19 protein-coding genes and 4 pseudogenes are annotated in these 20,033 nt (G+C 43.8%); 2 read left to right on the top strand and 21 right to left on the bottom strand.

All coding sequences use genetic code 11. The features are described from left to right. Positions 1 to 441: 441 nt before the first annotated feature. Together G9U52_RS33340 and G9U52_RS39495 are read right to left on the bottom strand one after the other, a co-directional pair. Entirely contained in the window at positions 442 to 1,104 is a 663-nt protein-coding gene (locus G9U52_RS33340; protein ID WP_166155928.1) for a nucleotidyltransferase domain-containing protein, read from the bottom strand. A 190-nt stretch (positions 1,105 to 1,294) separates the two neighbouring features. Continuing rightward, on the bottom strand, positions 1,295 to 1,567 hold the full coding sequence (locus G9U52_RS39495; protein ID WP_207953361.1) for a hypothetical protein: 273 nt from the start codon (positions 1,565 to 1,567) through the stop codon (positions 1,295 to 1,297). 188 nt (positions 1,568 to 1,755) lie between these two features. Here G9U52_RS39495 and G9U52_RS33335 point away from each other — a divergent pair. Continuing rightward, positions 1,756 to 2,154: pseudogene (locus tag G9U52_RS33335) on the top strand (IS110 family transposase); the annotation flags it as partial. An 8-nt stretch (positions 2,155 to 2,162) separates the two neighbouring features. Here the strand turns inward: G9U52_RS33335 and G9U52_RS33330 are convergent. The 10 genes and pseudogenes from G9U52_RS33330 to G9U52_RS33285 form a co-directional block, all read right to left on the bottom strand. Beyond that, positions 2,163 to 3,294: pseudogene (locus G9U52_RS33330) on the bottom strand (zinc-dependent alcohol dehydrogenase); the annotation flags it as partial. Further along, on the bottom strand, positions 3,291 to 3,677 hold the full coding sequence (locus G9U52_RS33325; RefSeq protein WP_166155925.1) for a spore coat protein: 387 nt from the start codon (positions 3,675 to 3,677) through the stop codon (positions 3,291 to 3,293). The pseudogene G9U52_RS33330 and the gene G9U52_RS33325, both read right to left, overlap by 4 nt. An 11-nt stretch (positions 3,678 to 3,688) precedes the next feature. Then, the gene (locus tag G9U52_RS33320) at positions 3,689 to 3,934 is read right to left on the bottom strand and encodes a spore gernimation protein GerQ (RefSeq protein ID WP_166156201.1); all 246 of its coding nucleotides are present in this window, start codon (positions 3,932 to 3,934) and stop codon (positions 3,689 to 3,691) included. Between the two features lie 218 nt (positions 3,935 to 4,152). Continuing rightward, positions 4,153 to 4,869 carry an MgtC/SapB family protein gene (locus G9U52_RS33315; protein WP_166155922.1) on the bottom strand — a complete coding sequence of 239 codons (717 nt, stop codon included), beginning with the start codon at positions 4,867 to 4,869 and terminating at the stop codon, positions 4,153 to 4,155. Positions 4,870 to 4,912: 43 nt separating this feature from the next. Next, positions 4,913 to 6,712 carry a metallophosphoesterase family protein gene (locus G9U52_RS33310; protein WP_166155919.1) on the bottom strand — a complete coding sequence of 600 codons (1,800 nt, stop codon included), beginning with the start codon at positions 6,710 to 6,712 and terminating at the stop codon, positions 4,913 to 4,915. A gap of 87 nt (positions 6,713 to 6,799) precedes the next feature. Next, entirely contained in the window at positions 6,800 to 7,636 is an 837-nt protein-coding gene (locus G9U52_RS33305; RefSeq protein ID WP_311764968.1) for a carbohydrate ABC transporter permease, read from the bottom strand. Next, positions 7,633 to 8,508: a carbohydrate ABC transporter permease gene (locus G9U52_RS33300; RefSeq protein WP_166155916.1), complete on the bottom strand. Its 876-nt coding sequence runs from the start codon at positions 8,506 to 8,508 to the stop codon at positions 7,633 to 7,635. The genes G9U52_RS33305 and G9U52_RS33300 overlap by 4 nt, the downstream gene beginning before the upstream one ends. Positions 8,509 to 8,614: 106 nt before the next feature. Then, complete coding sequence (locus tag G9U52_RS33295) at positions 8,615 to 9,904, bottom strand: ABC transporter substrate-binding protein (protein ID WP_207953360.1); 1,290 nt, start codon at positions 9,902 to 9,904, stop codon at positions 8,615 to 8,617. Positions 9,905 to 10,048: 144 nt separating this feature from the next. Further along, positions 10,049 to 11,632 (bottom strand): response regulator transcription factor, encoded by a 1,584-nt coding sequence (locus G9U52_RS33290; protein WP_166155910.1) that lies wholly within the window; start codon positions 11,630 to 11,632, stop codon positions 10,049 to 10,051. Next, entirely contained in the window at positions 11,610 to 13,382 is a 1,773-nt protein-coding gene (locus G9U52_RS33285) for a sensor histidine kinase (RefSeq protein WP_166155907.1), read from the bottom strand. The genes G9U52_RS33290 and G9U52_RS33285 overlap by 23 nt, the downstream gene beginning before the upstream one ends. Before the next feature lie 192 nt (positions 13,383 to 13,574). Here G9U52_RS33285 and G9U52_RS33280 point away from each other — a divergent pair, with 192 nt between their 5' ends. After that, positions 13,575 to 15,209 (top strand): glycoside hydrolase family 13 protein, encoded by a 1,635-nt coding sequence (locus tag G9U52_RS33280; RefSeq protein ID WP_166155904.1) that lies wholly within the window; start codon positions 13,575 to 13,577, stop codon positions 15,207 to 15,209. 27 nt (positions 15,210 to 15,236) lie between these two features. Here G9U52_RS33280 and G9U52_RS33275 read toward each other — a convergent pair whose 3' ends face one another. From G9U52_RS33275 to G9U52_RS33230, 9 genes and pseudogenes are all read right to left on the bottom strand, one after another. Further along, positions 15,237 to 15,479, bottom strand: coding sequence for a hypothetical protein (locus G9U52_RS33275; RefSeq protein ID WP_166155901.1), 243 nt, complete (start codon positions 15,477 to 15,479; stop codon positions 15,237 to 15,239). 34 nt (positions 15,480 to 15,513) lie between these two features. Next, the gene (locus tag G9U52_RS33270) at positions 15,514 to 15,714 is read right to left on the bottom strand and encodes a hypothetical protein (protein ID WP_166155898.1); all 201 of its coding nucleotides are present in this window, start codon (positions 15,712 to 15,714) and stop codon (positions 15,514 to 15,516) included. A gap of 3 nt (positions 15,715 to 15,717) precedes the next feature. Further along, on the bottom strand, positions 15,718 to 15,972 hold the full coding sequence (locus G9U52_RS41935) for an aldose epimerase family protein (protein WP_375790307.1): 255 nt from the start codon (positions 15,970 to 15,972) through the stop codon (positions 15,718 to 15,720). 696 nt (positions 15,973 to 16,668) lie between these two features. Continuing rightward, a complete protein-coding gene (locus G9U52_RS33255; protein ID WP_166155889.1) occupies positions 16,669 to 16,863 on the bottom strand; it encodes a hypothetical protein in 195 nt (64 codons plus the stop codon). 70 nt (positions 16,864 to 16,933) lie between these two features. After that, positions 16,934 to 17,113 (bottom strand): annotated as a pseudogene (locus G9U52_RS40425) (IS110 family RNA-guided transposase); the annotation flags it as partial. Positions 17,114 to 17,202: 89 nt separating this feature from the next. Then, on the bottom strand, positions 17,203 to 18,036 hold the full coding sequence (locus G9U52_RS33245) for a phosphoenolpyruvate hydrolase family protein (protein ID WP_166155886.1): 834 nt from the start codon (positions 18,034 to 18,036) through the stop codon (positions 17,203 to 17,205). Positions 18,037 to 18,068: 32 nt separating this feature from the next. Further along, positions 18,069 to 19,292, bottom strand: coding sequence for a Tm-1-like ATP-binding domain-containing protein (locus G9U52_RS33240; RefSeq protein ID WP_243767706.1), 1,224 nt, complete (start codon positions 19,290 to 19,292; stop codon positions 18,069 to 18,071). Between the two features lie 3 nt (positions 19,293 to 19,295). Further along, positions 19,296 to 19,724, bottom strand: a complete 429-nt coding sequence (locus tag G9U52_RS33235; RefSeq protein WP_207953359.1) for a cupin domain-containing protein — start codon at positions 19,722 to 19,724, stop codon at positions 19,296 to 19,298. A 29-nt stretch (positions 19,725 to 19,753) separates the two neighbouring features. After that, positions 19,754 to 20,033: pseudogene (locus tag G9U52_RS33230) on the bottom strand (hypothetical protein); the annotation flags it as partial.

Raw genomic sequence — 20,033 nt, 5'->3', positions numbered from 1 at the left:
ATCATTTGTTTTTGATGATAAGTTGTGGATTCTCTTCGGCTAGGCATGACATTAGTTATTTTCTTACACTTTTTACATTGCCACTTCTGCGAATTTCCACTACTTTTGCCCCGCCTATAAAATTTGTAACGGGGACATCTGAACAATTAAAAGTTTTACAGGGGCAACCATACATTAAAGCCTAAGTTTCGGAGTGATATCTGACAAAAAAGACATCCAGAATTAAAGTCCTTTCGTAAAGAAAATAAAACCAAAAAAAGCCGAGGAGCGGGTCTTAAAATACTTGCTCTAAGGCTTTTTATTTTTATTTCCAAGAGAGTTTATTGGTTTTTCTAATATTTTCAATGAATTGCTTGCTGTCCAATTATTTCTCTCCTTGGTCGCGTGATTGTTAAATTTTTTTGACGAGGCAACCTTTCTGGTATTCAGCTCTCGTACCCGTTAGCTGAGTCTTTGTAGCCAGGTGTGGCCGTTAGGATACTCCTTTTGAAGAGATTCTCTTAGCCATTGTTTTTGCTCTTCATCAAAAAATGATAAAGATAGATCAAAATCCTGATTATGATCAATTGCATTAGAACCATCTAAGTAACTTGATTTGTAAAAAAGAACAACTTCCGGAGCTAAATGCGGTACTTCATTTGATACTAGTAAAGCCTTATTTAGGAGTCGTTTAACATTCGCTTTACCAGGTAAATAAAAATATTCATCATCTCGCTTATTGAAAAGAAATTCTACATATGTAAAATCATTTTGCTCCTTCTCTTCAAGTCCGAATCGATACCTGTCATCCCCAATAGGATCTAGCTTACATCGGCTCTCATTTGCTGTAAAACAAAATAAATTTCGCTTTTCAAAAGGAATTTCTTGCTTGTTAAACAACTCGTGAACTACTCCACCACCACATGCCTCGAATACCTTCCAGCCCGAGGTTAACATTAATTCAATAACTGAATTTCTATCTTCCCAAAATACAACAATATCTAAGTCTTTATGAGTCCTCGTTTGTTTACCAAGAAATAAATCGATTGCCCCACCACCGCATATTGACCAATCAAATCTACGATCATTAAAAAATGTACGAGCTTGTGAAATTAATTTTTCCACAATTATCAACTCCCCCAATGCTATCGTTGCTTATCTCTAGTAAGGATTTTACAATATATGGGGGGGGATTGCTATGCATATGTTTGTTTTAAGCTGTATTATCATCATGCTATACTGCCCGTTAGCGCAACGAAGCTGCCGATTCATGCCAGCAGCCTCGTCCTGATGATTATTGAGCTATAGTTCCCAGTTAGCGCAAAAAATTATTTAAGAGAAACCTTTTTCTTAGCCCTAAAACCGAAGAGATCAAAAACACTAGTCCAATAATTAAAAACAATGCCCATGATTGGTATGAGATCATTCGAATCAGATCCCAAATGCTCGAAGGGCCTGAATTCGGTCCATCACTATATGGATAGGCATTAAAAAGCGGAATAGAAGCAATAAACAGAAATAACGCTCCAATTATTAGTAAGAATGTAAACGCGATATTTCTCAACAATGGAATCACCTCTTTTTCCATTTTATCACAACCGCTCATTGAGCATAACTGCCCGTTCGTATTATAAGGTCAACCAGTTTTTTCTGGTTGATCCTTTTTGCATTTGCTTTCAGGATTAAGGGCTGAGATCCCGTATACCAAGCGATGCTATGGAGCGACAAGTTGTACCCTTAGGGGCTACCGGTAAATCTATATCGAGGAGAGATTGGATGAATCCTGTTATCGGGTTAGATATTTCTAAAGGAGAGAGCCATGGACAAGCCTTTTTAGAGCGCGGTAAACCGTACAGAGGAACGTTTCAATTCGAACATACCCGTGAAGGACTGGCGAAGCTACTTCAAACTGTTCACGATGTAGAGCATACGTCCGGACAACGTCCTTTGCTTGTTCTAGAAGCTACTGGGCATTACCAAAGTCCGGTGGTTCAGTTCTTGGAGGAACATCATTATCTGTATATTGTCATTAATCCGCTTATCTCCAATCGGCTTAGAAAGTCCAGCCTCCGTAAAGTGAAGACGGATGCTGCTGATGCTTATTTGTTGGGAGAGATGTACTACAAAGAAGAGTTTGAACCCTTTAAGAAAAGGGGTGTGCAACTGCTTAATCTGCTTTGGAATGGCTTCAGAATAACTTTGATGCAACTATCAGTCTTCGTGTCAAATACTTCATTTCCATGTTTCGCTTCGCTAAGTGGGATTACGTGAGTCACACGTCACCGGGTTGACTTTGCCTGACGCAATTAACTCGTACATATAAGGCATATAATGAATAACAGGGGCTTGCCCAGAGCGGATGTTGACGTTGCGTTGCATGATGTCGCCCAGAGGGAAGCCGTTATAGCGCCCGCCATATACACCTGTAATTTGGATGGTACCGCCTTTTCGAACCGCTTGAGAAGCAATCACAACCGCCCCCATTGCACCACCTTGCAGCTTCAAGCCACTTGCGAGGAACTCCAGGTCGCTCATCTTGCCGTCCATCCCTACCGCATCAATGACGACGTCAGCGCCCCCCTTAGTCATTTCCTTCAAGTGGCTGCCTATATTCGGCCCTGACTCGAAATTGACAATTTCCACGTTGTTCGTCCGTTTCGCATGCTGCAGGCGGTAATCGACATAATCGACAGCGATGACCCGTTTCGCACCTTTCAGCCAGCAAAATTTTTGCGCCAGTAGCCCCACAGGACCACAGCCCAGCACAATAACCGTATCCCCATCCTTCACCCCGGAGTTGTCCACGCTCCAGGATGCAGTAGTCATAGCGTCAGCAATTAAGCACAGCTTCTCATCCGACTCTTCACAGCTATCGGGAATCTTGAAGTGTGTGAAATTCGCAAAGGGTACACGCAAATATTCAGCCTGCCCGCCAGGGTAGCCACCAGTCGTTCCAGAATAACCGAAATAGGCGCTCATTTCCCCGTTTTCGTAGGAGTTATCGCATTGGCTTTCCAATTGGTTTTTGCAATAAAAGCAATCCCCGCAAGCAACATTGAATGGGATGATCACCCGGTCGCCCTTCTTTAGCTTGGTGACATGGGGACCTACCTCTTCCACAATGCCCATGGGCTCATGCCCAATGACATAATTCTCCTGCAGGTTAGGGATCATGCCGTGAATAAGGTGGAGGTCCAATCCGCATATGGCGGTACTTGTCATCCTCACGATCATATCGTCGGGCTTGTCGATTTTCGGGTCCGGCACCTCTTTGACGAGGACATTTTTAATGCCTTGGTACGTTACCGCTTTCATACTTGGCTTCCCCCAATGTGTTCATCTGGCGCCCGATCGAACATGCCTTTGCGAGACGTATCGCCCGGGAACAGATTCATTTGCCCGATCATGGCTGTATTTTTCGCCGAAAGTTGGTCCAATTGGTATTGTTTACCCAACTCATAAGGGTGGAACCATTTCTTGCCCATCATAAAGCCAGAAATTTCTTGATGCAGCGCTAGGCCCTGATGGAGTTGATTCTTCAGGAGCGCTCTTGCATCTAGGGATACGGTTTCCGTTAAAGCGATTGCGGTGTTCCTTACCCCTTCCTTAGCTCGCAAGAGGAAATCCATGGCAAAGGTCATATCCGCCATTTCCGGCATATTTAAAGCGTTAATTGGGTCTTGATAATCGTTATTCATGTGATTTCACCTCAATTTAAAATGCGTGTGGGGCGGCTTTGTGGAACCGGCACTTGGAAAGGGGCTCTCGCATAGATGGCTTTCAGCTCACCAATGGCTTGAATGGATTGCTCTACATCTTTCTGCATTAGTGCTTTGAGATCTTGGTCAAAAACGAGGCCTTGCATCAATTTCGACTTGGCTAGGCAAAGCGTTTTAAAGTTCAGAACTTCGTGAAGCTCCATTGATTCGTGAGGTGCTAATTCTTGTTGGTTCATCAAAATATCCATCACCTCCAATTTATCCGACAATGCTAGCTTTTCCTAATAGTTCATTTGAAACTTTCGACACGCTTACTAGACTTAGTTGGAATCACGAAACAGCCAACATAGGCTATTGTTGGGTATCCCCTTCTCTAAGTGATAAGGGATTATTAGACAACAATAATAAAAAAAACGCGCTATGCGCGTTTTTTAAAGTATGTTAAGTGCATGGGTCAGTAGCTCATCGAAACTATAGTTTTCCAGGAGGTGATGGTATCGATAGCTGCCATATACTTCTCTTGTTTTTTTACTTGCAGTGTGAATTGCATAACTAAAGTGGTTGATTCTTTATCAGTACGGGACGTGAAATAGTCAGAAACAACTTTCATACTGACTATTTCAATGCCATATTCCTTGAAGGTGGAATTGATTTTCACCAGAATACCTGCTTGATCGATAACTTCGATTTCAAGTTCACGGTTTTTACGATCCTTCAATTTAAACCTTTCCAGCTTATTCAATACATATAGGCTGATTAAGACAAATAGTGTACATAACAAAGCCCCGGTAAAAAAACCTGCACCTACACACAAACCGATAGCAGCAACAACCCATATGGATGCAGCAGTTGTTAATCCTTTGATAATGTTACCGTTTCTCATTATTGCACCTGCACCGAGAAAGCCGATCCCGCTGATAACCTGTGCAGCAAGACGGGCAGGATCGATTCGCACATTGGGTTCATTCACATATTCAGAAAACCCATAAATGGATAATAGCATAATGGTGGTAGAGCCCAGGCAAACGAGGATGTGGGTGCGAAAGCCTGCTGCATGGTTGCTCCATTCCCGTTCGATTCCTATCAGGCCACCTAATATCGTGGATAACAGCAATCTCCAAAAAAGTTCCCAATGTGTGATGCTCCAAAGATGTTGATCTATACTTTCCATTTCACTCGCCTCTTTTGTTTTACAGGTCCATACTGATAGAACCTTAATGATGGACAATCTTCTCCCACAATTCAAGCTTAGGTCGAGTATCTATATTGTTCGCATCCAATCCCATATAAAACGAAGAGCATTCATCTTCTCGACTACCGTTATAGGATCTCGCAATCGAAGTCACACGCCCTTCCGCCGTTTCAAGCCTTTTCATCGACTGCTGGTTCACTTTGACAAAGAACACCTGTCCGTCGACAAGGACTAAAACATGGTGGTTTCCTAAGCATAATACCAAGAGATTCATGTCATCATTTTGTACGGGCAAGGTCTTCAGTGACATTGTATATTCATCTTGATCTTCCCACGACTTCAGCAGAAGCTCCCCATTCTCTATGCAAAGTCCGGCTGCCCATACTTTCCAACAATCCCATGCCTGCACATTTTCCATGTAGGGCTCGAACAACTGCTTCTGGCCATCATAGCCATACAAGACTCCAGAGCTACTCAATGACCATAACGAGTGTCCATCCGAAATCAATTTCCGGCTTTGTTCCTGAAGCTCTGCTACCCTTACTACGGATAGCTTCCCAACCTCCGAGAAATCATAAACCTTCCACAAAGCCAAGCCTGAAGCCGCCCACACTCCACCATCCGGGCATAAAGCCATAGCGCTGACTTCTTCGTTAAATTGCTGTTTGGTAAACGGCCACGCCCCATTGGCATCACGAACAAACCGCCAAGGGCTTTGACGTTCGCTGCGACCGAGCGAATTTCCCCAAGACATCCAAATATAATCATCCGTTGCTGCAATTCCCGTTAATACAGGACCGATATGGTACGTACCGAAAACAGCCTCGTATTTGGGTTCGGCCTCCCAGGTAAAGCCATCTTCCGTCGAGACCAGGCAGCGACCACCAGACAATGGGATAATACCGCCTTGAAAGGCCGAGGCTTCGCCAACTGACATCGAGGTAACCCGGGACAAAGAAACCTCGGTTTTTTTAAGCAAGGACCTTATATGACCCTTATGGAACCATTCAACATCATGGGTCACAGCCCGCTTGATGTGATCAAGTGTTAACACCTGCACGGAATCTTCCTGAATGTCCACGATTCTGGATTGCCTCATCCCATCTCGCGTGAAGGAACCTCCGTGAACCCCCGTTATAAAAAAGTGTGTACCGAATCGGTATGTGTGGGAATCCGGGTGAATGTGGCTTAAGTGATAGTGGGCTGAGAACCACATGACGATCTCTGGCGTATTCTTGAATAAATGATACCAGCGGTAAGGATCATGGTTCTCATCCAAGTAAGCATTTGTCGAACGTACATGCACACGCGGTACGGTACGTAACCCCGACCCAACCGGGGGAGCATGCGTGAAGAAAATGACAGGAACATTTGGGCGCTCTTTTAACTTATTCTTAATCCAGGCAAACTGTTCATCCGTGGCAAAAACCTCCTGCACGTCGTAGCAGGAATCCGGCTGCTGGGGCTCAGTTGAGGCAAAAAAGAATCGAACGTGCTCGTATTCCAGCACTCCATAAGGCTTATCTAACTCAAACATCTGGCAAAAATGTTCTTCGATGGTCCCTTTCAGTTGTTCACCATTGCCTGATTCTCTCTCCAAATCGTGGTTACCTAAAATCGGTCTTAAAGGAACTCCCGGTTGCCTTAAAAAGGGTTCAGCCTCTTCTAGTCCAGAAATATAGCCGATTTTCCCTTGGCTTCCGAAGTCTCCGAGCGGAATCATTAGATCCGGCTTGCAGTTGGCAATATCCTCCATCGCTGATCGGGTAAGCTCATAATCTTCGGGCTTTAAATGAAAATCACCCAGAATCACGATTCTCATCATCATTCTCTCCCTTTATCTAGTTTACTTTTACAAATTAAATAGAACCGAGTTGCCACTGCTGGTTGATAGAGCCAGCAGCTTAGCTTAACCCTTGACGGCTCCTGAGGTAATCCCTTGAATAATATATTTTTGCATGATCAGGAAGAACACAACCATCGGTATAATCGCGAACGATAAAGCTGCCATTGCTAGTCCCCATTCATTGCTGTACTCTCCGAAGTAAATCGAGGACGCTAAGGGTAGCGTTTTGTTTTTGGCAGAGGTCAGCATAATAAGCGGGAGCAAGAAATCGTTCCATATCCACAGTGTATGAAGAATTGCAATTGTAGACGTTATCGGCTTCATAAGCGGCAGTAGAATCCGAAAATAGACACCGAATACCCCACATCCGTCGATATGGGCGGCTTCCTCCAATTCTCGCGGTATGGCTTTAATAAATCCGTGGTACAGAAAAAGTGCTAGAGGAATACCGAAACCACAATAGACGAAAATAAGTCCATACAGAGAATCGATCAATCTCAACTCGCTTGCAATCTTAACCAAGGGGATCATTAAGGTTTGAAAAGGGATAACAAGGGATGACAAAATGGAATAAAAAACGATGTTGCTAATAATCCCCGGCCGTCTTACCAATTGATAGGCTGCCGCTGAACTAATCAGCAAAATGAATACAACTGAAGCAACCGTTACTATTAATGAATTCATAAATACGCCAGGTATATTAATTTGCTTCCAGACCGTCGCAAAGTTGTGGAAATCAAAGCTCTGGGGCAACGACCATGCAGATTGCATAATTTCATTATAAGTTTTAAATCCACTGATAAATGTAATATAAAGGGGGAACAGAAAAAGCAAACCCAATACAATCATCATTAATTCCAAAGTCAATTTGCTTAATCCATAATGCTGCTGATTGTTCACATTTCTACCTCCCTGCGCTTCATAACACCAACCTGAACTAAGGTTATGCTGGCTAAAACCAGGAAAAAGATAACGGCCTTTGCCGCTCCGTAAGTAAACAGGTTTTTCACGAAGGCGTCCGAATATATTTGCAATGCCAACGATTCGGTTGATCCAAAGGGTCCGCCTCTTGTTAAAGAAAAATTCAAGTCAAAGGCTTTGAAGCTGCTTGAGATGGCCAGGAATAGACACACAGTCATAGCTGGACGAATAAGCGGCAGCGTCACATTCCAAAATCTTCTCCAACGGCCAGCGCCATCAATTTCTGCGGCTTCGAGCAGATCCTGTGGTACTCCTTGTAAAGCGGCCAAATAAATAACCATAAAATAGCCTGCTGAATGCCAAACAGCAACGAGCACGATCGACCAGAATGCATAATCTGGCAAGCTGAGCCAATTTTTCTCAAAAAGTCCCCAGCCTGTTGCTTTTCCAATCTCGCCGAACAGTTGAACAATGATAAATTGCCAAATGAAGCCGATGATGACCGATCCAATGACATGCGGTAAAAAAAAGCTGGTTCTAAGCAAGTTTTTCGTTTTGAACGCCATATTGAGCACCAAAGCAAGGAGAAGACCCGCTAAATTGAATAAAAGGGTCGTAACAGCCACATATTTAAAGGTGAAAATAAAGGACTTCAAAAAATCCTCGTCTTGAAACAGCCGCTTATAATTTCCCCAGCCGGCAAATCCGATGTGGCTGCTAATCCCATTCCAGTCCTGGAAAGAGTAAAGGACAGCTCGAGCTAACGGAATAAGGATGATCAGGGCAAAAAAAATAACCGCCGGGGCGACAAAAGTTAGATATGCGAGGAATTGTCTCGTGTTTGTTCTCAAATTACGCTCTCCTTTCTTATGGTTATATTAAGGAAATAAAGTTATATTAAGGAAATGAAAAGGCTCCCGGCACTGTCATTCACCAGGAACCTGTTCGTATATCATGTTATTTTTTTACTCGGTTATCCCAATCCTTTTGCAATTCAGCAATGGCCTGCTCTCTGTTGGTTTGGGCGCCAATATAGGCTTGCAGCCGTTTCGGTGAATCTTCCTTGTATCCGACCGGCCAAGCATTTTGTGTCCACGGAATAGCTTTTCCATTCGTAACATACGGGGACATATCAACCGCCAAAGGTCCAAGTTCAGGGGTGGTTTTCAAATCCGTAAATGCCGGGATAAATTTGAAGGAATCAACCAGATATTTTTGGCCATTGGTATGTAGCCAAGCAAGGAATTTCTTGCTCTCTTCGATGTTCTTCGATTCTTTGTTGATGACATAATAGCCTGGTACGGATACGGGCATTTTCGTTTCATCGGCATTGTCATTGATAGGAAGCGCGAACATCCCCATCTTAACATTCGGATTTACTTTCGTGATAGGATCAATCGTCCATACTCCATTATGGATCATGGCAATTTTACCTGTAGCGAAATCTGCTACTTGGCTGTCATAGCTCACGCCGATCGATTCCTGTCCTTTTCCATATTTCATACCCAAATCTAGAACGTCAAACATCTTGTTAATGTTGGCAAGATCTTTAATTTTCATTTCACCTTTTTGTAATTTTAGCAAAGAGGCGGCTGGATCCTTTTCATAAGCAAATGCCAAATTATAAATATGGTACAAAGGAAACGTTTCTTGGTAAGCTTCTTTATAAGGCGTGATGCCGGCAGCTTTTAATTTCTCAGCTACCTGTGTAAGCTCAGTTAATGTTGCTGGCAGCTTATTAATACCCGCCTTTTCGAACAATTCTTTGTTATAAACAACGCCAAAGCCTTCGTAGGCCATCGGGAAGCCTAATTTTTGCCCTTTGAATGTCATTCCTTCCACCGTCATCGGGGAAACCTTCGCCATCCATGGCTCATTCGACAAATCTAACAAATTTTCTGACCAGGACTCCATGGCGCTATATCCCGCAGTGGTGAAAATATCAGGCGCATCCCCGGCAGCGAAGCGGGTTTTGATCAGTGTATTGTAATCTTTAACAACTTGAACCTCGACGTTGACATTCGGATTCTGCACCATATAATCGGCCACCATAGCTTTTACTTTATCAGTGATTTCGATTTTGTTTTGCAGGATTTTAATGGTCGCCTTTTTCGCTGTATCTTTAGTGCTTGTGCCCTCTTTAGTGCTTGCGCCCTTATTATCGTTGGCTTCCGTCCCGCCAGCGCAGCCAGAAACAACCGCTGCGAGCAGAGCGACTGACATAAAAGGCAACAATATTTGGTTCATTGTCTTTTTCCTAAAGCTATTCATCTTTATTCCCCCAAAGTAGTTGATCACGTTCTTCTCTAACTTTACTGGTTAGCGAGAAGTATCGGAAGAGAATATTTTAACCTAAAAAGGGAAAATCGGGACTGGTTTTCATAGAACGGTTTACTTTTCAGGATTCTGGCCATTTTCATCCCTTTGGCTTTTTCGAAATTGAAGTGGAGAAATACCCGTCTGTTTTTTAAATACCTTACTAAAATAGTTTTCATCCGTATACCCCAGCATATTAGCCATCTCAGATACGGAGATGTTCGTACTTGAAAGTAATGATTTGGATTTGCCGATTCGGAGCTGAGTCAGGTAGGTTATTACCGTCGTTTTGTAAATTTCCTTAAATTTCCTTGAAATATACCATGGATTAAAATTAAATTTGGCGCCCAGCATGGATAAGGAAATATCCTCTTCATAATGATTCGTTATATAATCATAGATCGCTTCGATGCTGCGGGCACTGAATTCACCCTCGCTCTCATCAATAAGAGATGAATATAAATCGATTAATAGCCGTTCCCATTCATCCAAATCCGCGATCCACAAGGGTATAATTTTGTTGGTTGTTTTCATTTCCGCATGCTGAATACCGCCCATCTTTTCGAGCATCAGGTTCGCCTCATGAGTAAACCCTTGAAGATCCCTCAGCCTTAAAGACATCCTTTCCCTCAAAATACGGGTAAATGAACGGATGGTAGCCACCGCCAATGACTTGTCCTTCCGTGTAAAAGCCGTATGCAATAATAGCTGCTGTTCAGTCAATCGAGGCAATTTATGTGACAGGACATTGTTGCCGGGTTCGTTATTAAGGATGTCGCATCTTTGCAAGGCAAACCTCGCTCCCCCGATGGCTTCAGGCAAATTCTCTACCGTGGCTACTCCTTCATGAAGCCCGACCAGAACCTTAAGCCCCAGCGTATTCAACCAGGAGCTTGCCACCTTCTCTAAATAATAATGATGTTGATTTTCCCCCATAGGATCCTCGGAAAAGGTCAATAGCAGCCATTGATAATCATCAAGTCGGCATAAATAATGGGCTCCATAACGGTTTAGCACTTCATGGGCAATATTATTCAGTGAAAAAATAAGCAATTCCGAATCCCCACGGAAGCGATCATAAAGGAGCTCGGATCTGTTAATAGGCAAAATCAGTGCCACTTTTACTTGGTTGACTCGAAGACCCCTTCTCGAAAATAAACGGCGGATTTCTTCGTTAAATGCGGTTTCCCCTTTGAAATATCCGACTAATTTTTGCTCGTCCAATAAGGCATTTGCTCGGCGTAGCTTTTCCCCGGCTTCAATGTCCTTATCCAAATGGCTTGTTTGTTCTTTCCATGCGGACATAGCCCGTTCAAGCGATTGCACCAGCTCTCTTGTTCGTAAGGGCTTAAGCAGGTAATCCACACCTTTTGCCAGCAGTGCCGCGTGTGTGTATGCAAAATTATCATAACCGCTTACTACGATGATCTGTGTCGTTTGATTAAACTGGCGTAGCTGCAGCAGCAACTCGGTTCCATCCATTCCCGGCATGTTCATATCACAGAAAATAACGGCAAAATCATGCAATTTAATCAATTCCAAAGCTTGCAACCCATTTTCCGCGAACAATAGCTCCTGGACACCAATTTTCTCCCAATCCAAAGCCAACATAATTCCTTCCCGAACATGCTCTTCGTCATCCACGATCAATACTTTCATTCCCGTTGCCCCCCTGTACGATTTCTGTTGTAATTCCCAATGATATGACAGTAGAAGTATAGGGGATGCTTTCGATATCCCATTCAAAACCGGCGGCGTAGTATAGCTGCAGGCGATAAAGTACATTCATCAAACCAATGCCGCCTTCCTTTCTGTATTGCTGGAAGCTGGCATATTCCTTCTTGATTTGCTGAATTGTGGGCATATCTATTCCTTTTCCATTATCAATGACCCGTATATTAAGCTTTTCTCCGGTCATTTCAATTCCGATGTGCAAGGTTCCAGTGCCATTCCCCTTTTCAATTCCATGCACAATACTGTTTTCTACCAATGGCTGCAATACCATCTTAGGCACAAGCACTTGTAAAGCTTCTTCCGGACAAGACAGGGTATAGGATAATTTATGCTTGAACCTGCCTTTTTGTAGCGATAAATAATCTTCGACATGGCGAATTTCCTTCAATAGGGGGACGTGTTCAGTCTCAATATCCATACTATATCTAAGAATGGAACCAAGCTCCGTAATTTTATCACTAATTTCTTCGACTCCATTACGTAAAGCTAACGTTCCTATAGACTGCAGGGTATTGTACAAAAAGTGGGGATTAATTTGTGCTTGAAGCATTTTAAGGCGAGCTGTAGATATTTCCAACTGGCTTCGGTATTCCCGAATGACAAGCTCGTCCAGATTGTGAATCATGGTTTGAAAACGCTGCTCCAATATGCCCAATTCGTCAGCCTGGTTATTAGTCGGCTTCATTTTGAAATTACCGGATTCTACCTGCCCGATCATTTGAAGCAGCCGCTTTATGGGTGAAATGGTGATATAGGATAACAATGAAGCCAACACGATAACAAAGGCAATAGCCAGAACTTGAATGATCAAAACACGGTTAAGCATTTGATTGGCAGACTCATTGATCGCTTCTCTTGGAACAAATTTGACTATGGTTAGAGGCATTTCTTTGTATTGGTTTTTATGAAAAATAAAAATGCCTTCTCTTCCATTAAATTCTCCAGCTAGAGAGCCTTGTGCGTCTGTAAAAGAAGCTTGATCGATATGTAATAATGAATTTCCCTTGCCGGAAGTGTAGAGAAGTGTCTGTCCATCCTGCAAATATAAAAAGGTGACTTCTCCTTTGGATATATCTGACAGAGGATCCATCATTGAGGAAATTTTATCGAGGCCCACGTAAAGCGACGTCAACCCCAAAACCGTAGAATCCGGGTAATCTACAAGCAACCGGTGCAACGCCAAAACTTTTTCTTTCCCGATGGTGCTCACTTCAAATTCCTTGCGCTCATCCCACTGCCCTTTTAATTTGGGAACCGCTATATCAGGAAAATTAATTTCTGTACCGAGCTCGACTTTGTCATGCAAAGTGAATGTTTGATTGATTCTGACATTTTTGTACATAACCGCACGCATCTCAGGACGATTTCCATATAATTTGTTCAACTGCTCCCTAATTTGTATAAGTAAGGAAGAAGATGCCTCCGTTCGTCTTAAGTTGCTCATAAGCGCATCATCCTGATAATAAGCCACCGAATCGAGGGTTAATTCCTGTAAGTATTGTTTAACATTGTCCATGCCTAAGCTCATCGTTTTTTGATTTAATTGAATGGAATTTTGTTCAATCCCCTGAGAGGTAGTTTGATAAGAGACAATATTAGATAACGAAAAGGGGATGACCGACGCAACTAACATGCCCAGCAGCAACTTTGCAAATAAACTTCGTTTTAACCACATCTGCTATCCTCCTCATGCTTTTCGGGCAACGAAAAATTGCTTAAACAATTATTATAATGGAAATTAGCTAGAAATCAATAGCATGCCACCTACTTTACAAGGGATATACTTTTCAGTAATAATAGGGTACAAAGTTTAACCTTTCTAAGTTTGAAAGGTTTTTTTAACAAAACAGGGAATGGAGTTGTCAACATGAAACGGACATGGTGGAAAGAATCGGTAGTTTATCAAGTATACTGGCGCAGTTTTTTGGACACGGATGGTGATGGTTACGGCGATCTTCAAGGCCTTATTGAAAAACTTGACTATATCAAGAACCTCGGTGTGGATATCATTTGGCTGAATCCTGCTTACCAATCACCCGACAAGGATAATGGATACGATATTTCCGACTATCATACAATTATGGAGAAGGCGGGAACGATTGAAATCTTGGACAACCTGCTTCTGGAAATACATAAGCGTGGAATGAAATTAATCATGGATCTTGTCGTAAACCATACCTCTGACCAGCATCCATGGTTTGTTGAATCCCGGTCATCGCCACATAGCCCTAAGCGGGACTGGTATATATGGAAGCAGCCGGAGGACGGGAAAGAACCGAACAATTGGCGGTCCTACTTTTCTCCTTCAGCGTGGGAATGGGACCAGCGTACAGAGCAGTATTATTTTCATTCATTCGCCGTGGAGCAACCGGATTTAAATTGGGAAAATCCCGAAGTTCGTGAAGCCATATATGCGATGATGCGCTTTTGGCTGGAAAAAGGTATCGACGGCTTCCGTCTTGACGCTATCGCGTTGCTGGCAAAACCGGACGGCTATCCCAATGCGGCCGATCCGCAGGATATCCGGTATTTGACCAATAACCCCGGTCTGCATACCTATCTCAAGGAAATGAACGAGAAGGTACTTAGCCATTTTGATATCCTGACTGTAGGAGAAGCAGCCTATGTCACGCCCGAAGAAGGCTTGAAGTATGTCGGAGAAGACCGTAATGAGCTCCATACTCTTTTTCATTTTGAAGTTGCTGATGAAATGCCATCATGGGATATGCTTCGGTTCAAAGATATACAAAACCGTTGGTATGAGGGATTGAACGGAAAAGGATGGAATTCGCAATTCCTGAACAACCATGACCATACTCGTCAAGTGACCCGTTACGGAAATGATAAACAGTATCGCGTAGAGTCCGCAAAGCTGCTTGCGACCATGCTGCATACACTGCCGGGTATGCCCTATATTTATCAAGGCGAAGAAATTGGAATGACAGGAGTCCGTTTTCCTTCGATCGGGGATTATAATGACATCGCGATGAAGAATCGTTACGAGGAGGAAATCCTTAAAGGAAGCGACCCTCAGGTTGTGTTTGAAAGCCTGCTGCCCTTAAGTCGGGATAATTCACGAACGCCTATGCAATGGGACGAAACGCCAAATGCTGGATTTACAACAGGAGCTCCCTGGATCAAATTGAATCCCAATTACAAAGAAATCAATGTAAAGCGGGATCTCGAAAGCCCAAATTCCATTTATCGATATTATCAGAAATTAATTGCACTTCGTAAGGCCAATCCAGTGATGGTTTATGGGGATTATCAAGATCTTTCCGAGGGAGACCCGCATCTTTATGTATATACGCGTGAGCTTGATGGCATTCGCTGGTTGATTATTTTAAACCACGCTGACCACGAAACTCCTTTTACATGTATGGCGGGTTTTGATAATCCGAATAAAAAACTGGTTATTGCCAATTATATAGATGTGCAACAGGAAGCTTCCATAGCTCATGTCATGCTTCGCCCACACGAGGCTCGTATTTATAGCTTGTAATTCAAGAAAGACTGCTCTTTGAGCAGTCTAATCTTGTCCATATATTCGCTTGCAATCTTCCTCTGTAATTTCCTGTACCTTGTCCCACTTGCCTCCACGCCTATCATAATCCGTCCGTACTTCATCCATGACGCTGATTTTCGTACCGTCCGGTGCATCCATAGGCGCATCCGCTATACTCGTGTACCAGTTGGGCTCCAGTTTGAATGTTGCTGTCTCTTTCCACCAAGTCCATACCCGCTGCCATCGCTCGTATGTGTGTACGTCCATAATTACCTAACCTCCTCTTTGGGCTAGTAACTAGCTATCCGGTTCCCACATCATAGATCAAGCGAACCTTCTCACGTGTGTCTATAAGCTCGACATAATTTTTTCCATTTTGCGGCACAGCGGTATAATGATTGTCCATAGGCTCAAAAAATGGAGAGACGGATCCGTGTTTCATCGACAGCTCCCGCTCATCCAACGGCTGTTTACGGCCAGTCGGAAGCATGCGTGCATCCAACTCCTACCTCTCCCCGATGGTAATTTGGCAGTCTTCAATAGTGGAATTCGGCGAAAAAGGTGCATTGAGTGCAGTATGAAAAGCCAGCATACAAGGCATAGGGTCTTCCCCGCAGTTCTGTATCACTACCTCTTGGGATAATCCATGGTCCGAGAGTGTATATTTGATGCTAAATTTGAAGATATGTGGAAAATAAGAGTAGACCTCATGCGTTTCATTCACATCTTGATGCAAAACAATTACCGTATTCAAGCACATCCCAAACCCGATTATAAAAGAAGCAGTGTATGTGATTGCCTGTCTGTCTTTTCTTCGTTAACGGGGAACGAATACATCCTGCCGTTAAAGGAAAAGCTGCCATCCTCATAACGGTTAGGTGGAAATAATACAGGAATACCATGGTTTCTTGGCTTTTCCTTGAACGCTTCCATGTCTTCTAGTGCCGGCTCACGCAAAAACTTGTAATTGTTACACTGATCGCGAAATGCAATTAGATTTCCTGGGAACCATGACCCTGTGCCAGAACTATTAAAACTGGTTATAGTTGCACTTGTACTAGCAATTTCATAGGTTCCTAAATGAAATTCGGTAACCTTATATACACCCCAAAGATCGAACCTAGTATCAGGTGATAATCCTAGAACAGGCCATTAAGAACTATTTTTTTATCGTCCATACTATGCGTACTTTCCAGACGCCCACCGTGCCGTAACCGTTTTGATGGCAAAGTGTGGCTGGCATTTTGAAAAATATGTAACGTATCACTGCTGGTTTGAGAGCAATTTTTATGTGGTATACTACTCGGTAATTGGATTAGTAATAATAAAAATTAACAATAGCAATAAATATAACATCAATGTGAGGGGAAAACTGGATGATCTAATTAAAAACAGCGTCACTGATCGGCTTTATGATTCAGGCAATTGCTCTAATGGTTTCCCCTCCAACCAGCTCCTATGAAGAATTTGCAAGCGAGTCCATTCTCGAAACATCTGCTAACACAAGCTTATTCTCCTTAATAAACGGATGAATAACAGAACCATGTTCCACATCAATTTCATGATGAATGAGCCCCTCCATGTCTTTTCGAGTGAGTATCGTCAAATTAGGAATGAGCAATATCCCATCAATCCAATTCCATGGCTTCATTAATGTCCTCCTCATGGCAATTCTTTTATCTAATTTGTCTTCTAATATTAACATATAATGGAATCCTATGAGCCTGTCGCGAGTATTCATAGTAATAGCCTCGGCTGACCACGTCAGCGATGGCAAGCGCATCCTTCGGGTTACTCTTAGAGGGTGAATTATCGCAGTTCTCCTTGTTTCGTTTGGTGGTGGCCGGATTCACCGTTACAACGTGCTCGCCCTTGTCGGAAGGCCAGTTAGCCAGATTAAAACGCTAGTGAAAAATTATAACACAAAAACGCCAACCAGGTGCCCTCCAAAGGGAAGGAAAGTCCTAGTCGGGCGTCGTATGTGCTGCAGTTAACCGTTAAGCGCGACTTCCTTGAACTTACGGACTTGCTCGGTTATAGCAACCTCTGTGGGCAGCCGTTCTATGCTGGAAGCACCAAAGAAGCCGGCAACCCCTTTCGTGCGTTGCAAAACATAAGCGGCATCCTCAGGGTCTGAGATAGGTCCTCCATGGCATAACACGATAATGTCGGGGTTTACAGCTCTACCGACATCGTGGATGCGTTGGACAAGATCTACTGACTCATCTAATGATAAAGCTGTGTGGGCTCCGATGCTGCCCTTGGTAGTCAGTCCCATGTGGGCAACCAGAATATCCGCACCTGCTGCAGCCATCTTCTTGGCTTCCTCTTCATTAAACACATAAGGTGCCGTTAATAGGTCAAGTTCATGTGCTTTGCGGATCATTTCGACCTCGAGGTCATAGCCCATTCCTGTTTCCTCAAGATTTTGGCGGAATACTCCATCTATTAATCCGACTGTTGGAAAGTTCTGCACACCAGAGAAGCCCATTCGTTTTAATTCAGGTAAAAATACCTCCATCAATCGGAAAGGGTCAGTGCCGCATACACCTGCCAGCACGGGAGTATCCTTCACGATCGTCAAAACCTCGCTGCCCATATCAACAACGATTTGATTGGCATCGCCATAAGGCATAGTCCCTGCCAGGGAACCTCTTCCTGCCATTCGGAAACGTCCGGAATTATATATAATGATTAGGTCGATACCTCCTGCTTCTGCACATTTGGCAGATAGCCCTGTACCGGCACCCCCACCGATAATGGATTGGTTGCTTGCAACCTGGGCTTGTAACCGTCTCAATGCTTCCGCTCTAACTACTGGCATTCGTAACATCCTTTCTAAATTGTTTAATAAAATTACTTGTTAAATAAGGTCAGGAATTCGGTGGCGATCCGCTCGGCGACTGCTGGATCATTGATAGCCCCATCTGTCTCAATCAAAAAAATTTCTGGGCTGAGCTCGGATTTAAGGCCCTCGAATAATGCCATGCGTTCTGCGACGCCAGCGAATGGTTTTCCGTCCATGTCCAGCAGAGAGACGCCACCATGCGGAAAGATAACTACGGTTTGTGCAGCATTATTGTTCAATTTCTGGGCAAGCCGCTTCCCTAGCTCCCTATTTTCTTCAACTGTTGTCCTCATCAGCGTTGTTGTTGGATTATGCTGGTAAAAGGTACGATCTTTGAATTGCGGCGGCACAGTTTCAGACGGACCGAAATTCACCATATCAAGTGCGCCCACGGATACGATTTGTGGAATTCCTCTTTCACCTGCGGCGTCCATGCGGGTAGGCCCGGCAGTGAATATGCCGCCGACCAAATCGTCAGCCAATTCGGTTGTAGTAATGTCTAATACCCCTTGTATAAAGCCGCTGCGTATCAAATCCTCCATAGCCCGCCCACCAGTACCTGTTGCGTGGAAGACAAGGACTTCATAGCCTTTGGCCTCCAGAGACTCGCGAACCTGGGTACAGCAGGGTGTTGTAACGCCAAACATCGTCATCCCGAGCATTGGCTTGGTTCCAACGGCAATTGGCGCTTCAGCCTGCAAGCCTTGGACCATTCCGATAAGCGCATAAGCGGCATTCCTTAGAATACGTATGGATAATGAATTTAAACCGGCAATGTCAATAACGGAATACATCATCATGACATCCTTCTCACCGACATAGGGACGAGTGTTGCCCGAAGCAACGGTCGAAACCAGTAGCTTTGGGATACCAACCGGTGCTGCTTGCATCGCTGATGCGCTTACAGTTGTTCCGGCCGAACCTCCCATTCCGAATAACACAGCAACTGCATCTTCCTTCACCAAACGAGCGACAAGCTTCGCAACACCGGAGGTCATGGCGGCAATCGCTTTCCCGCGATCTTGCTCTTCTCGGAGCAAAGCAACCGTTGTTCCCCCAGCAACAGCCACTTCATCGCTGGATATATCAGGGGTGAACACAGGAGTGCCAAGCACCCCTGTATCCATAACCAGCGTTTCAATACCAGCGCCCTGAAGTATGTTCCGAACAAAAGAGAATTCTTGACCTTTCGTATCTAAAGCTCCGATCAAAACAGCTTTCTTGGCCATCATGTATCATCCTTTGATAGTAGGATTGGCAGGTATAATTTCACATTCAGGCAATGTTTTCAGCAAGGCTTCCGGACCGGCCGATTGGTATACGACGAGAAGCTGCATGACCCCTTCCCCCGTGTTTAATGTGCCATGGTATAAATCTGCGGGAATGAAAATTAGATCTCCCGATTTTACGTTTCTTGTATCAACCTTCCCATCTCCAAATTCAATGAACTGTTCGCCTTGACCTTGTGTAACATAAATAATCTCATCACAATCGGGATGATTATGACGCTCATGCCCTTTTCCAACCTCTAGATCGACCACGCCGGTCGTCATGATGCCAGATCCGGTAACCCCTGGTTCTGACAGCCATTTAATCCTTCCCCAAGGAAGGACTAAAGTTTCGACATCATCCGGAGACACGAATCTTCTATCTTTCCTGGTCACTGGCTTAACCCCCCTTAAACTGTTTGAGACTAAATTATGATGCCCATTTCGATATCCTTCTTGGTTTTAGCCAAAAGTTCTTGAACTTTTACAGGCTGTCCGGTTCGGCTACTTTCAATGGCTGCAAAAATTAAGGCTACCGACTGTAGGTTATCCTCCACATTCGTTTCCATGGGTTCCCCACCATCCAACCAGTGCACAAATTTTTCGATAAGCCATGCATGCGACCATTTGCGCTGCTGTAGTAAGGGGACTCGCTCGCCTTCCCCCTCTTTCTTATAACCCGATTTATAAGGAAAGAGTTCGATT

Source organism: Paenibacillus agricola (assembly GCF_011440305.1).
Classification (GTDB): domain Bacteria; phylum Bacillota; class Bacilli; order Paenibacillales; family NBRC-103111; genus Paenibacillus_S; species Paenibacillus_S agricola.
Note: the sequence above shows the minus strand (reverse complement) of the source record. Positions and strands in the feature narration are given on the sequence as shown.